Here is a 14,448-nt window from a genome sequence, read left to right on the forward strand (position 1 = left end):
GGGGTGGAAGGCGGCTACGGGGTGGCGGCCCGCGACGCGCTTACTTACTACGCGCGGGGGGTGCATCGGGTCTGGGGCACGGACGACGTCGTGCTGCACGGGCACGCCTCGATCGACGGGGTGTCCCGCGCGGGCGGCCTCGGTGACGAATACGACTCCTACCGGCGACTGTTGACGGCGGCGGTGGGCGCGGCCTACCCCGAGCGTGTCGCTGCGGGGGTGGCATGAGCGGGTTGGTGCTGCGTCTGGCCGGTCCGTTGCAGTCCTGGGGGGAACGCAGCGCCTTCGCCGCTGAACGTGACACCGCCGGGTTCCCGACTCGCTCCGGCCTGGTCGGGCTGTTTGCCGCCGCGATGGGCCTGGGCCGCGGGGAGGAGCTCGACTGGTTCGACTCGTTGCGGATCGCTGTGCGGGTCGACGCTCCCGGGCTGCTGCTGACCGACTTTCACACGGTCGGCGGTGGGCTGCCCGCGGCGCGCACGGTCCCGACCGCGGAGGGGAAGCACCGGTCGGGGGAGAACACCGCGACGATCGTCAGCCGTCGTCGCTACCTGGCCGACGCGGTGTTCAGCGTCGCCGTCACCGGGCCGGAGGACCGGCTGGAGCAAATCGGGAACGCGTTGCTGCGTCCGGTGTGGCAGCCTTACCTGGGTCGGCGTTCCTGCCCACCCGAGCAGCCGATGCTGCTGCGGCGGCACTGCAACGACCCGGAAGGCGAGCTGCGGACCCAGGTGCCCCTGCCGGGTCGGTTCCGGTTCCAGCAGGTTGGGAACGGCACGGTCGAGGTGGACCTGCTGACTGAGACCCCTCCCGCCGACGGGCGCGCCGCGGTCACCGATCTCACCGACGTCCCGCGTAGCTTCGCCCCGCTTGACCGCCGCTACAACCAGCGAAGTGTCTACCGCCAAGCCATCAGCCTGCCCGAAAGGCTGGTCCACCGACCGGGCCGCGACTATCAGCAGGCGCTCTACGACTACATGGCCCTAGACCGGGAGGCGGCGTGAACGCCTGGCTGGTCCAGATCCTCGTTGACGAGCGGCACCGTGAGGTCCGCCGCGACCTGGCCGACGTCGAACGGCTGCACAAGCGGCTGATGATGCTCGTCCCCGACGATCTCTGCGGCGACGCCCGCACGCTCGCGGGCCTGCTCTTCCGGGTCGAACGCCGGCAGGGTCGTACCCGGCTGCTCGTCCAGACGAGACTGAAGCCCGAGACCCACCGGCTGCCCGCCGGATACGCGCACGCCGACGTCCGTGACCTCGGACCGTTCCTCGAGCGGCTGACCGCCGGTGCCGCGGTGCACTACCGGATCGCCGCGAACACCGCGAAACGCGGCGGCCGCAACGCCGGTAGACGCGCCGGAAAAATCATTCCGCTGCGGGGTGCGGACGCCGACGATTGGTGGACCCGGCGAGCCATCAGCTGCGGACTCGCGCTACGTACCCTCGTCGGAACTCCACTCGACGATGTCACCGGCGACCGGCCCGGCGGCCAGGTTCGCCACGCGCTGACCCGCTTCGACGGCATCGGCGTCATCGTCGATCCCGACACCACGCGCCGTGCCGTGCTCGACGGTGTCGGGCGGGCGAAATCCTACGGCGCCGGCCTGCTCAGCCTCGCCCCGCTGGGAGTCGGTTGATGAGCGTCACCCGCACCGCGGCCACCGCGAAACAGCGCCTCGGCCGGCCGACACTGGCGATGCTGCCCCGAATCGCGGACTCGCTGTCGTTCCTGTACATGGAATCGGTTCGGATCGCCCGCGACAGCACCGGTATCCTCGCCTACGTCAAATCCCCCCGGGGCATCGAACAGGTCTACCTGCCGGTTGCGACGCTGTCCTGCGTACTCCTCGGGCCCGGCACGTCGATCACACAACCGGCCCTGGCGATGTTCGCGCACCACGGCACCAGCATCGTGTGCGTCGGCGCCGGCGGCGTCCGCAGCTACTCCAACATTCAACCCGCTGGGCAGACCACCGCCTGGCTGGAGAAACAGGTCCGAGCCTGGGCCGACGACGACCTGCGGGCCCGGACCGCGAGCCGGATGTACCGGGCCAGGTTCGCCGTCGACGTTCCCGAGGGAAGCACGCTGGCGCAACTGCGGGGGATGGAAGGGCAGCGGGTGAAGGCGTACTACAAGCTGCTCGCCCAGAAACATCGCATTGGCCGGTTCCGCCGCAACTACCATCCCGATTCGTGGGACGACCAGGACCCGGTGAACCTCGCCCTGTCCGCCGCCAACACCTGCCTGTATGGCGTCGTGCACGCCGCCGTCTGCGCGCTGGGATGCTCACCGGCCCTCGGTTTCGTGCACAGCGGCACCCAACTCGCGTTCATCTACGACATCGCCTCTACCCGGACGCCGAGATCCTCGCGGCCGGGTCCTCCCCACGCCCGTGGGGGTGGTCCGGACGCGGCGGAGGATCTGATCGACCCGCTGCCATGCCTCCGGGGGATAGGGCCGAATGGGTGGGCCAAGCCGGAGATCGGCATCCACGCGATCAGCTCCGGCAGTATCGTGCCCCGGATCGGATCAGTGATCCCGGCGTCCGCGGCGTAGTCGTCATGCGGCAGCGGGTCGCCAGGGATGACCGAGCAGGTCACCATCCGGCCCGTGCCCACACCTCACCCTGTCGCACGACGCCGCAGCGCCTCCAGCCGGAAGAACTCGGCGTTGAGATACTCCGGCGTCACCCCGAGGGCGGCGTTGCGCTGCTGCTGCCGGGCGAAGCGGGCCGTCCAGATGGCGTCGGTCAGCGTTTTATCTACCCACGCAGACAGGCTGAGCCCGGCGGCCTCGGCCTGCGTCCGGGCATCCTGCAGCGTCGCCGCCCGGACCGACACGTTGAGGTTCGGCATGTCACGCATCATAGGACGGCCCGTCACATCGCCCCCGGCTGTCCTCGCCGTCGCGTGCGGTTGCGATCCCTCGTAGGGGCGATGAGGACCCGAAAATCAACGCGCAGGTGGGACGACGTGTCGTAGACCCGGCGGAGGGGCGGGACTGCAGCGAACCTCCGGTCGAACATCACGACGACGAAATCATGGCATAACGGTGCCATCCGATCAAGATGCGGAGGCATCGCGCGGCGGCTGCCCTCCCCTCCGGTCGGACTACCTCGCTGCCATCTCGGTGCCATCCAGCTCGGCATGCCGGGCAGCCGGGCGCCTTCGGCCGGGGACCGATGTCGTCACCATTGTCGCCGTCACGGCGTGTCCGACGGCTCTGACAGGTAGACAAGAGCGATGAGCACCCTCCGGCTGTGGGCCCCTGAGGCGAAGACGGTCAGCCTGGTCGTGGCGGGCTCCGCCGGCGACTCGACGCACGAGATGACCGCCGGGAAACGGGGGTGGTGGTGGGTCAACGTCCCGTCCGCGAAGCATGGCACGGACTACGCCTTCCTGCTCGACGGCGGCAGCGAGGAGCTGCCCGACCCCCGATCGGCCCGGCAGCCGGGGCCGCTGGGGGTTCACGGCCGGTCGCGGCTGGTTGACCACTCGGCCTTCCCCTGGACCGACGGGACGTGGCGGGGCATCGCGCTGGCCGGCAGCGTGCTCTACGAGCTGCACGTCGGGACGTTCACCCCGGAGGGCACCTTCGACGCGGCCATCGGCAAGCTCGACCATCTCGTCGAGCTCGGCATCGACGCCGTCGAACTGCTGCCGGTCAACGCCTTCCCGGGCCGGCACGGCTGGGGCTACGACGGCGTCGGTCTGTACGCGGTGCACGAACCCTACGGCGGCCCGGACGGGCTCAAGCGCTTGGTCGACGCCGCGCACGCTCGCGGCCTCGGCGTGATCATGGATGTCGTCTACAACCATCTCGGCCCGGACGGCAACTACCTCGGCCGCTTCGGCCCCTATTTCACCGACCGCTACAGCACTCCGTGGGGCCCCGCGGTCAACCTCGACGCCCCCGGCTCCGACGAGGTCCGCGCGTTCATCATCGACAGCGCCCTGTCCTGGCTGCGCGACTACCACTGCGACGGGCTACGTCTCGACGCCGTCCACGCCTTTCAGGACAGCCGGGCCCTGCACCTGCTGGAGGAGATCGCCGAGGCGGTCCACCGGCTCGGCGCCCAGCTGCGCCGCCCGCTGTTCGCCGTCGCCGAGTCGGACCTCAACGACCCGAAGCTGGTCGCCGCACCCGAGGCCGGCGGGTACGGCCTGGACGGGCAGTGGTGCGACGACATCCATCACGCGCTGTGGGCAACCCTGTCCGGCGAACGGCAGGGGTACTACGGGGACTTCGGTTCGATCTCGACCCTCGCCCACGCGCTGACCAGTGGGTTCGTCCACGACGGCGGCTACTCGACGTTCCGCGGGCGCTCCCACGGCCGGCCGATCCCCCCGACCACGCCCGCCTACCGGCTCGTCACCTTCCTGCAGAACCACGACCAGATCGGCAACCGGGCCGCCGGCGACCGGGCGTCCGCCACGCTCAGCGACGGCCTGCTCCGAATCGGTGCGGCCCTGCTGCTCACCTCGGCGGTCACCCCGATGCTGTTCATGGGCGAGGAGTGGGGTGCCCGCACCCCCTGGCAGTACTTCACCGACCACACCGCCCCCGGGCTGGGGGACGCGGTGCGGGAGGGCCGGCGCGCCGAGTTCGCCGCCCACGGCTGGGAGCCGCAGGACGTTCCCGATCCCCAGGACCCGGCGACCTTCCAGCAGTCGAAACTCGACTGGTCCGAACCGGGCCGGGAGGGTCACTCCGACCTGCTGGACTGGCACCGCCGGCTGATCGCGCTGCGTCGCCGGCTACCGGCGCTGACCGACCCGGCGTGGTCCTCGGTCGCGTGCACCTTCGACGAGGAGGCCCGCTGGCTGGTAGTCCGTCGCGGCGACGTGGCGATCGTCGTGAACCTGGCCGCCGAACGGCAGGCCGTCCCCCTCGACGGCGTCCCGTTCGACGCCCCGGCCGCATCCGCCCACGGGTTCACCTACATGCCGGGACGGGTGGAACTCGACGGCGAGTCGGTCGTGATCATCCGCCTGCTCCCCCCGGCCGAGCCGACCGCCGGCTGACCCGTCAGCGCACCGGCCGTCAGCGCACCGAGCGCACCAGCCGTCAGCGCACCGGCCGTCAGCGCCGGGTGTGGTCCCTGGACAGCACGAAATAGAGCCCGCCCAGCACCGCCAGCCCCACCAACAACACCATGACGAGCAGCACGACGTAGGTTCCCATGCACCCATGGTCGCAGGCCCCGGCACGACCGCCAGCGGGTCACCCACGCCCGGAACGGCGAACAGATACTCCGGCAGGTCCGGCGTCCGGACCGCCGGCTCCGACACCCCACTCGGGTGCGGCGGCCGCACGTTCGGGCCGCGCGCCCGGCCTGGTGCGTCAGCCGGGCAGCATCCCGGCGACGCGGCCCGCGGTGCCGTTCCCCGCCGCGGCGTCCCGGGCCAGCGCGCTCAGCCGGGACATGGCCCGCTGGTACTTCTTGCGGTGCGGCCCGGCGAGCAGCTCCGCTCCGAACAGCTCCCCGAAGGGCACGCCGGAGGCCACGACCGGGACCGACCGGTCGTAGAGCCGGTCGGCGAGGACCACGACCCGCAACGCCACCGCCTGATCCTCGACCGGCGCGACCCGGTGCAGGCAGACCAGGGTGACCCCGGCCACGAGCGCGCTGTACCGAGAGGGGTGCAGTCCGGCGAGGTGCTCGCACAGCGCGGCGAATCCGTCCTCGGTCGCCCCCTCCTCGGCAGCCGCCCGCGCGCCGACCTCGTCGTCGGCACACGGCGGGGGCGCGGCCGGAAGACCCCGGTGCCGGTAGTCCTCCCCGTCCACCCGGAGGATGTCGAACCTGGCCGCCAGACCCTGGATCTCACGGCGGAAGTCGGCGGCGGCGAACCGACCGGCACCGAGGTCCTCCGGCTGGGTGTTGCTCGTCGCGGCCAGGTGGACACCGGCCTCGACGAGCCGGGTCAGCAGGCTGGACACCAGCACCGTGTCGCCGGGATCGTCGAGCTCGAACTCGTCGATCGCGACCAGGCGCAGGCCCGCGAGAGCCTGCGCGGTCGCGGCGAATCCCAACGCGCCGACCAGGGAGGTCAGTTCGACGAACGTGCCGTACGCCTTCGGGCCGGGCACGGCGTGCCACAGCGAGGCGAGCAGGTGGGTCTTGCCGACACCGAAGCCGCCGTCGAGGTACACCCCCGGCCGCATTCCGGACGGACCGGCGCTCCCGGAACGGCGCGGGCCCGATCCGGACGGGCCCGGCGCCCCCGTCCCCCGGGTCAGGAGCCCGAACAGGCCGCCCTTCCCGGAACGGCCCGCATGCCCGGAACGGCTGGAACGATCTGAACGGCTGGACCGCCTAGAGGAGGCGGTCAACCGGTCGGCGAAGGCGGACAGCGCCATGACCGCGGCGGCCTGGCTCGGCTCGGCCGGATCGGGCAGGTAGCCGGCGAACCGGACCGCGTCGAACCGGGGCGGCGGGACAAGCGCCGCGACCAGGTCCCCGGGTGGCACAATCGGCCGGCGATCGACGAGACGCTGCGCCACCCGCCCAGCGTACGGAGACGCCCGTACCCGTCGCCCCGGCCGGCGGCCTCGCGACCGATGTCACAACGCATGGGTTCGCCGCCGACCTGGATTCGCCGCCGATCGGATGACCAGCACCGTCACCCGTTACAGTCGGCCCGGTGCGGCGCATCTTCCCGGTTCCACCCCCGTTCGCCGGTTCCGCGGGGGCCGCCGGGCTCGCGAGGAAGGCCGAGGAGGCCGAGGAGGCCGTCGAGGACATCGATCTCGACGAGGCGTACGCCTACCCCTCGTCCGCCGCGCACACCCCCTACATCCGGGCGAACTTCGTGGCCTCGGTCGATGGGGCCGCCGAGGTGGGCAGCCGCTCGGGCCCCCTGGGCGGGGAGGCCGACCTGCGGGTCTTCCGATTGCTGCGCTGGCTCAGCGACGTGGTGCTGGTCGGTGCCGGCACCGCCCGGACGGAGAACTACGGGCCGATGGTCATCCCGCCCGAACGGCGGGAGCGGCGCGTCGCCGCGGGGCTCGCGGCGGTGCCCCCGATCGCGGTCGTGACCGCGACGGCGGGCTTCGACCCGGGTGCCCGGCTGTTCAGCGGGGAGATCCGACCGGTGCTACTGACCTGCGAGACCGCACCCCTCGACCGGCGTCGGCGGCTGGCGGCGGTCGCCGACATCGCGATCTGCGGCGGCAGCGCCGTCGAACCCGACGTCGCCGTCCGGGCCCTGGCGGAACGGGGAATGACCCGCATCCTCACCGAGGGCGGTCCGCTGCTGCACTCCCAGCTCGCCGCGGCGGGTCTCCTCGACGAGCTGTGCCTGACGATCACCCCGGTACTGGCCGGGCCGGGCCGGCTCGGGATCATGAAAGGCGAGCCGTGGCCGGCACCGGCCGCGCTCACCCTGACCCAGATCCTCGCCGAGGACGACGTCCTGTTCCTGCGTTACCGGCGCTGAACCTGCGTTACCGGCGCTGAACGGCGTTACCGGCGCTGGCCCCCGGCACCGGCGTCATCCACAGGCGACCGGACCGGCACCTGCGTCATCCACAGTCGCGTCGCCGCGCGGGCGCGGGCGGGCGGGCCGCTGTTAGCGTCGCCACCGGTGAACCTGATCACGATCTGGGTGGTGTGCGCATGACGGTGCCCGAGGGACGTCGCGCGACGGTGGCCGTCGCCTTGGCCCAGGCCCGGCGTGCCCGGCTGGACGTGGCCGCCGCGCTGGAGCGGATCTCGGCGGTCGGCGCCGAGGCCTGGGAGGGTCGTCAGGCCGAGATCTGGCAGCGCCGGATGCGGCGGCTCGCGGCGGAGGCGGCCATGGCCCTCGATCGGTGCGTGCAGGCCTGCGAGACAGCGTTGCAGGTCCGCGGGACAGCGTTCGTTGCGGCAGGCCCCGGCGGGCCGGTGTCCCCCGTCCGATCGGCGGGCCCCGGCGGGCCGCGGAAGGTCGGCTGACGCGCATGCCCGGACCAAGCGACCGGGTGCTCGTCGACCCCGATCGGATGCGTGTGCTGGTGTCCAGCGTGACCGAGGCTGGGGAGCTGCTGCGCTCCTGGTCCCGTTCCCTCGTCGCGGCGTTGGCGGATGCCGGGCTGCCGCTCGACCCGGCGGAACGGCTCGGCGCGCTGGAGGACGAAGTCGAGGCCGAGGCCACCATGCTGCGGCGCCGGCTGCGCCTCGCCGAGGGCGTCGACGACGGGATCGGCATCACGGTCAGGCCGACGTCCGCCCCGATTCGGCAGCCGGTGCCCCGCGAGGCGCCGGGCATTCCCGGTACCTCCGAGGCGCTCCGCACCTTCGAGCGGGCCGTGGCCGCCGGACGGGCGTTGGCGCACTCGCTGCGGGGGGACGGGCCGGGCCGGCACGGATCAGGCCGGCACGGATCAGGCCGGCACGGATCAGGCCGGGGCGGAACGGGCAGAGGCGGAACGGGCAGAGGCGGATCAGGGCTGGGCAGAACGGGCGGAACGGGCGGAAACGACTCGGGCATGGTCACCCCGCGTGACGCGCTGACCGTGCTGCGGTCCCGGATGAACGATCCGGACTTCGTCCTGGGCTTTCACGACGCGCTGGGACCCGACGGGCTCGCGCGGCTGCTCTACCGGGTGGAGGGACTGTCGCGGGGGCCGATGGTCCACCGTCCACCCGAACCGCTCGGCTTCGACCGGCGGGAGGCGGAACGGATCCTCGGCGCCACCCTGGCCTCCTACAGCCACCGGCGAACTCTCGACGCCGCCTGGCTCGGCCGGTTCAACACCGCCGGGAGGACCGACACGGCCGAGACGGTCCTGCTGACCCCACTGCTCGCCTCGGCCCGCCTCGACGGCGCGCTGCTGGAGCGGCTGGGCCGGATGGCCTTCGGACCGGGTGACCGACCGGGTAACCGACCGGGTAGCGGGCCGGGTGACGCCGCGGCCGCCCCGTCGGCGCCGCACGACGTCGGCCTGCTCGCCCCCGCCGCAGCCGGGCTCACGAGCCGGGGCCGACCGACCGTCACCGACTACCAGGGGGTGCTGCTGGACGCCATCGCCGCGACCCCGGCGCTGGCCGCCCGGTTCGCGGCGGACCACATCGACACCATCCTGCGCGGCGCGGCCGTGCTCGCCCTTCCGCTGCCGGTGGATCTCGCGACGGCCCGATCCCTGGAAGATGCCTGGATCCGGCTGGTGGCCGCGGCGGGAAGCCAGGAGAGCCGCCGTGCCGATCCGCGGGCCTCGGCCTCGTTCGTCTCCCGGCTGGCCGGGGCCGTGCAGGCGACCGGTGATCGGCCGTTGCTCCTCCGGCTGCGGGCGGCCCTCGTCCCGGCGCTACGGACCTATCGGGACGAGCTCTACGACGCCGTCACCGCCGTGGTCCCCGGTCCCACGGTGGACCCGCAGGCCGGGGCCGCGGCGGAGCAGTCCGCCCTGGTCGAGCTGATCCCGATCGAGGCGTGGGAGTCGCTGCTGCGGGAGGGCCTGCGCGGCGGGGCGCTGGCCGGTCTGCTCGCCCAGGACGTCGCGACCTACGGTCTTCGTCTCGAGGACCAGATGGCCGCCTCGGCCCAGGGCTGGAGAACGGCCCCCGGCGGGTATCCGTCGAGCCCCCTGGCATTGGGCTACCTGCGGGTCGAGCGCGCGCAGGCGTTCTTCGCCGGCGCCCTCGCCGATGCGACCGAGGCGGTGCTGCGCGAGCACGCCGACGCGGTCGGCGCCTACCGCCGGCAGCAGGCGGTGCTGCTCGACGTGCTCGGGGAGGTGGGCAAGTCCATCGATCCGACGAACCCACCGGGCACCTTCGTCCATCTGGGCGTCGGGGTCACCGTGGAGGTGATCGAGGCCTGGATCCGGGCACGGCACAGCGACCTGCCGACCACCCGCCCCGCCCAGGTCGTCGCGGACCTGCGGGACGCCTCCCGGGTCCTGCCCGGCTGGGCAGCAGCCTACGAGACCAGCGCCCGCCGGCTCTGGGCCCGCCGGGATCGTGACCCGCTCCGGCCGATCGCGGTGACCCCCGCCGGCGGGCCGTGCCGCGTCTACACCGGCGATCCGAGGGCCGACGGGTTCATCACCTCGCCGGCGGAGAACTTCCTCGACGCCTCGGGGAATCCGCGTCCATCCGCGCGGATGACCCCGACCCAGCGGCGTGCCTATGCCGCCTGGCTCGCGAGCCCGGCGATGGTCGCGAACAACGACCGAATCTCGTTCCTCGACGGCCGGGCCGGCAGCCGCGGATCCTCCCTGCCACCGGACTGGGGACGGCGGCCGGGCTGACCCCGGTTCTCCCCGTCACCACCGGCTAGATGATCATCCCGGCGCCGAGAGTGGTCCCGGTCGACTCGTCGATGAGCAGCACGCTGCCGGTGTTCCGGTTGCGGCGGTACAGGTCGTAGCACAGCGGGGACGTCGTCCGCAGGGCGATCCGGCCGATGTCGTTCAGACCCAGTGTCTCGACGGTCTCGTCGCGGTGCAGGGTGTCGATGTCGACGCGGTAGCAGATGTCGGTGACCATCGCCCGTACCGAACGGGTGGTGTGCTTGATCCCGATCCGGGCCCGGCGGCGCAGCGGGGCGTCGACCATCCAGGAGACCATCAGGTTGAGGTCCTGGCCGACGGCCGGCTGGTTCATCGGCCGAGCAATCATGTCGCCCCGGGAGACGTCCAGATCGTCCTCGAGCCGGATGGTCACCGACATCGGCGGGAACGCCTCGTCGACCGGGCCATCGAACGTGTCGATGCCGGCGATCCGCGTGGTCAGCCCGGAGGGCAGGACGACGACCTCATCGCCGGGCTTGAGCACCCCGCCGGCAACCTGACCGGCGTACCCGCGGTAGTCGTGCAGGTCGTCGTTCCGCGGCCGGACCACCCACTGCACCGGGAAACGCACATCGATGAGGTTGCGGTCGGAGGCGATGTGGAGCTCCTCCAGGTGGTGCAGCAGCGAGCTGCCCTCGTACCAGGGAGTGCTTGGCGACCGGGAGACCACGTTGTCCCCGCCCAGCGCGGAGATCGGGATCGTCGTGACGTCGACGATCTCTAGTTTCGCCGCGAAGTGCCGGAACTCCTCCTTGATCTTCTCGAAGACGTCCCGATCGAAGTCGACGAGGTCCATCTTGTTCACGCAGAGCACCAGATGGGGCACGCGCAGCAGGGACGTCAGGAAGGCGTGCCGGCGGGTCTGCTCGACGACCCCCTTGCGCGCGTCGACGAGCAGCAGCGCGAGGTCGGCGGTGGACGCGCCGGTGACCATGTTGCGGGTGTACTGCACGTGCCCGGGGGTGTCGGCGAGGATGAACGACCGCCGGAGCGTGGCGAAGTAACGATACGCGACGTCGATCGTGATGCCCTGCTCCCGCTCGGCCCGCAGACCATCGGTGAGCAGCGCGAGGTCGACGTAGCTGTCGCCGCGCTCCCGGCTGGTGCGCTCGACCGCGGCGAGCTGGTCGGAGAACAGCGACTTCGTGTCGTAGAGGAGCCGCCCGATCAGGGTCGACTTCCCGTCGTCGACGGACCCCGCCGTCGCGACCCGCAGCAGCTCGGCCATCAGAAGTACCCCTCCCGCTTACGGTCCTCCATCGCCGCCTCACTGACCCGGTCGTCAGCCCGGGTCGCGCCGCGTTCGGTGAGCCGGGTGGCGGCCACCTCGGCGATGACCTCCTCGACGGTCGCCGCGGTTGACTCGACCGCTCCGGTGCAGGTGATGTCGCCCACCGTGCGATAGCGCACCTGCCGGGGCGCCGCCGTCTCACCGGCCAGGGGCCGGGTCAGCGGCGTGACCGCCAGCAGCATGCCGTCGCGCTCGAACACGTCCCGGCGATGCGCGTAGTAGATAGAGGGGATCTCCAGCCGCTCCTGGGCGATGTACCGCCAGATGTCGAGCTCGGTCCAGTTCGACAGCGGGAACACCCGGATGTGCTCACCGGGGCGGTGCCGGCCGTTGTAGAGCGACCACAGCTCGGGGCGCTGGTTCTTGGGGTCCCACTGGCCGAACTCGTCCCGGAAGGAGTAGACCCGTTCCTTGGCCCGCGCCTTCTCTTCGTCCCGGCGCGCGCCGCCGAACATCGCGTCGAACTTGTTGTCGGCGATGGCGTCGAGCAGCACCGGTGTCTGCAGCTGGTTACGCGAGGCCCCCGGACGGGTGTCTTCGGTCAGCACGCCCGCGTCGATGGCGGCCTGGACGGAACCGACCACCAGGCGGGCGGCGAGCTCCGCCGCCCGCTTGTCCCGAAACTCGAGGACCTCGTCGAAGTTGTGCCCGGTGTCGATGTGCAGCAGGGGGAAGGGCAGCTTCGCGGGCCAGAAGGCCTTCTGCGCGACCCGGAGCATGACGATCGAGTCCTTCCCGCCGCTGAACAGCAGGGCGGGACGCTCGAACTCCGCGGCCACCTCACGGAAGATGTGGATAGCCTCGGCCTCAAGCATCTGCAGCTGGGTGAGCTCGTAACCCATCACCGGCACGCGAAACCCCCCGTCGAGGCGATGTGTCCCACCAAAGTAGCGGACACGGCGGCCGTGCCGGCGGTTTCGGCGACATTACGCCCCTCACGGTGGACCCACAACCACGACCGACGTCATCCAGGACAACCATGGATCAACAATCGCTACCCTCCGCAACAACTCCGCAACCACTCCGAGAGCACTCCGCGAGCACGCGCCTCAACCGCCGGAGCCCCCCGCGGCGCCGATCGCCCGGAGAACCTCCGATGCCCAGCTCGCAGCACAGATGACCAGGTCGGGCAGCAGCGGGTCGGGCTGGTTGTACCGCAGCGGCGAGCCGTCCAGCCGGCTGGCGTGCAGCCCCGCCGACCGCGCGACCGCCACCGGGGCGGCGGAGTCCCACTCGTACTGGCCGCCGGCGTGCAGGTAGATCTCGGCCTCCCCACGGATGACGGCGGCGGCCTTCGCACCAGCCGAACCCATCGGGACGATGGTGGCGCCTAGTGCCTCCGCGACCTCCGTGACCAGCTGTGGGGCCCGGGTCCGGCTGACCACGATCCGTGGCGGACGCGCCTCGGCCGGCCGCGGCGGCAGCCCGCCCGCGCTGGACAGCGTCAACCCGAGCGCCGGCAGCGCCACCGCGCCCGAGACGAGCTCGCCGGCCTGCCAGAGCGCGACATGCACCGCCCAGTCCGACCTGCCGGGTTCGGCGAACTCGCGGGTGCCGTCCAGGGGGTCGACGATCCAGACCCGCTCCGCGGACAGCCGCGCGACGTCGTCGACGCCCTCCTCGGACAGCACAGCGTCCTGCGGGCGGTGCCGCGCCAACGCCCGGGCCAGGAGCTGATGCGAACGCGCGTCTCCGGCGTCACGCAGGGTCGCGGGTTCGGCGAACCCGACCTCCTCCCTGATCCGCAACAGCAGTTTGCCGGCGTCCGTGGCCAGCCGTCGGGCCAGGACGTCGTCGTCGAGTTCGTCGGTCGCGATGTCGACCGGCACGGTGGACGGCGGGCGGGTGTCATCGGTGTTCATTGGGACGGAGTCTGTCACCAGCTACCGTCGCAAGTGTGAGTACCACCTCCCATCCCGCCCCCGGTCCTGATCACCACCCCAAGTCCGGTGCCAACGGTGCCGCCAGTGTGACCGGCGGGTCCGGCGGGTCCGGTGTGACCGGCGGGTCCGGCGGGTCCGGTGTGACCGGTGGGTCCGGTGGGTCCGGTGTGACCGGCGGGTCCGGACCAACCCCCGTCCTGGCGACGCCGGCCCGGGTCGCGGAGCTGACGGCCGCGTCGGTCGCCTGGCCGTCGCTGACCCTGCGCCCGGCCCAGCTCGCCGAGCTGGAACTGCTGCTGCTCGGTGCCTTCGGGTCGGAACCTGGTTATCCCGAGGACCCCGAGATCAATGGCGTGCCGGTGCCGACCCTCATCGTCGGCGCGGCCGAGGCCGGCGCACTGACACCGAGCTCCACGGCGGCCCTGCGGGACACCGAGGGAGTGATGATCGCGGCGCTGCACCTCCGAACGACCATTCCCCTGCCGGACCAGCCGGGGGGTCCGGACGGGCCCCGGGTCCGGCTGGTCGGCACGGTCGAGGGCATCCGGCTGCCCCACCACCCCGATCATCCCGGCCTGCGGCTCACCCCGGCCCAGGTCCGGGCCGAACTGCTCGCCCGAGGCTGGATCAGCCTCGAGGCGGGTTCCGGCGCGTGCTGGGCGGTGTGGGCGGACGGCCTGCTCCACACGGCGGACGTGGGCCGGATCCGGGCGCTGACCCGGCAAGGCAAACGGTGCGTCGTCCTCGCCCCGGTGGGTGGCGCCGATCCCGCGGACGCTGGGCATCACCTGCGGGTCCGTTGCCTGCTCGCCGCCCTCAAGGCGGTCGACGCCCCGTTGCGGGCCGCCGAGGCGACGCTCTCCTCGGAGGCGCTCGCCGCCGACGCGATCAGTCCGCCGGGTATTGCCGGCCGGCGGTCGGAACCGCCGCCGGATCCCTACCGGCGGCCGAAAGCCGGCGAGGCGGGAACGCCGGAGCACCGCAGCCTGCTGG

Annotated in this window: 13 protein-coding genes and 1 pseudogene; 9 read left to right on the forward strand and 5 right to left on the reverse strand. The window is 72.3% G+C overall.

Features of this window, described 5'->3' with window-relative positions:
* The 4 genes and pseudogenes from AC08OP_RS09675 to cas1e form a co-directional block, all read left to right on the forward strand.
* A pseudogene (locus tag AC08OP_RS09675) lies at positions 1–228 on the forward strand (type I-E CRISPR-associated protein Cas7/Cse4/CasC); the annotation flags it as partial.
* Positions 225–1,004: a type I-E CRISPR-associated protein Cas5/CasD gene (gene cas5e, locus AC08OP_RS09680; RefSeq protein WP_476613884.1), complete on the forward strand. Its 780-nt coding sequence runs from the start codon at positions 225–227 to the stop codon at positions 1,002–1,004. The pseudogene AC08OP_RS09675 and the gene cas5e, both read left to right, overlap by 4 nt.
* Complete coding sequence (locus tag AC08OP_RS09685) at positions 1,001–1,639, forward strand: type I-E CRISPR-associated protein Cas6/Cse3/CasE (protein ID WP_476613885.1); 639 nt, start codon at positions 1,001–1,003, stop codon at positions 1,637–1,639. The genes cas5e and AC08OP_RS09685 overlap by 4 nt, the downstream gene beginning before the upstream one ends.
* Positions 1,639–2,559 (forward strand): type I-E CRISPR-associated endonuclease Cas1e, encoded by a 921-nt coding sequence (cas1e, locus tag AC08OP_RS09690; RefSeq protein WP_476613886.1) that lies wholly within the window; start codon positions 1,639–1,641, stop codon positions 2,557–2,559. The genes AC08OP_RS09685 and cas1e overlap by 1 nt, the downstream gene beginning before the upstream one ends.
* 65 nt (positions 2,560–2,624) lie before the next feature.
* On the opposite strand, the gene AC08OP_RS09695 is transcribed toward cas1e, so the two are convergent.
* Entirely contained in the window at positions 2,625–2,858 is a 234-nt protein-coding gene (locus AC08OP_RS09695) for a hypothetical protein (protein WP_476595174.1), read from the reverse strand.
* A 387-nt stretch (positions 2,859–3,245) separates the two neighbouring features.
* Between AC08OP_RS09695 and treZ the strand changes: the two genes are divergently transcribed.
* Positions 3,246–5,027 carry a malto-oligosyltrehalose trehalohydrolase gene (treZ, locus tag AC08OP_RS09700; RefSeq protein ID WP_476613887.1) on the forward strand — a complete coding sequence of 594 codons (1,782 nt, stop codon included), beginning with the start codon at positions 3,246–3,248 and terminating at the stop codon, positions 5,025–5,027.
* Between the two features lie 319 nt (positions 5,028–5,346).
* Here the strand turns inward: treZ and zapE are convergent, their stop codons facing one another.
* Positions 5,347–6,510 (reverse strand): cell division protein ZapE, encoded by a 1,164-nt coding sequence (gene zapE, locus AC08OP_RS09705; RefSeq protein WP_476613888.1) that lies wholly within the window; start codon positions 6,508–6,510, stop codon positions 5,347–5,349.
* Between the two features lie 140 nt (positions 6,511–6,650).
* On the opposite strand from zapE, the gene AC08OP_RS09710 reads away from it, so the two are divergent.
* The 3 genes from AC08OP_RS09710 (at position 6,651) to AC08OP_RS09720 (ending at position 10,239) form a co-directional block, all read left to right on the forward strand.
* Positions 6,651–7,445, forward strand: coding sequence for a pyrimidine reductase family protein (locus AC08OP_RS09710; protein ID WP_476613889.1), 795 nt, complete (start codon positions 6,651–6,653; stop codon positions 7,443–7,445).
* Positions 7,446–7,624: 179 nt separating this feature from the next.
* Positions 7,625–7,942, forward strand: a complete 318-nt coding sequence (locus AC08OP_RS09715) for a hypothetical protein (protein WP_476613890.1) — start codon at positions 7,625–7,627, stop codon at positions 7,940–7,942.
* Positions 7,943–7,947: 5 nt separating this feature from the next.
* Positions 7,948–10,239, forward strand: coding sequence for a hypothetical protein (locus AC08OP_RS09720; protein WP_476613891.1), 2,292 nt, complete (start codon positions 7,948–7,950; stop codon positions 10,237–10,239).
* A 25-nt stretch (positions 10,240–10,264) separates the two neighbouring features.
* On the opposite strand, the gene AC08OP_RS09725 is transcribed toward AC08OP_RS09720, so the two are convergent.
* The 3 genes from AC08OP_RS09725 to AC08OP_RS09735 form a co-directional block, all read right to left on the reverse strand.
* Entirely contained in the window at positions 10,265–11,509 is a 1,245-nt protein-coding gene (locus AC08OP_RS09725) for a sulfate adenylyltransferase subunit 1 (protein WP_476613892.1), read from the reverse strand.
* Positions 11,509–12,423, reverse strand: a complete 915-nt coding sequence (cysD, locus tag AC08OP_RS09730; RefSeq protein ID WP_476613893.1) for a sulfate adenylyltransferase subunit CysD — start codon at positions 12,421–12,423, stop codon at positions 11,509–11,511. Before cysD ends, AC08OP_RS09725 begins: the two co-directional genes overlap by 1 nt.
* 198 nt (positions 12,424–12,621) lie before the next feature.
* Positions 12,622–13,434 carry a 3'(2'),5'-bisphosphate nucleotidase CysQ gene (locus tag AC08OP_RS09735; protein ID WP_476613894.1) on the reverse strand — a complete coding sequence of 271 codons (813 nt, stop codon included), beginning with the start codon at positions 13,432–13,434 and terminating at the stop codon, positions 12,622–12,624.
* 188 nt (positions 13,435–13,622) lie between these two features.
* Between AC08OP_RS09735 and AC08OP_RS09740 the strand changes: the two genes are divergently transcribed.
* A partial coding sequence (locus AC08OP_RS09740) for a bifunctional sulfate adenylyltransferase/adenylylsulfate kinase (protein ID WP_476613895.1) occupies positions 13,623–14,448 on the forward strand: 826 nt, incomplete at its 3' end.

The sequence above is a fragment of the Frankia sp. CeRuru1 genome, assembly GCF_977966315.1.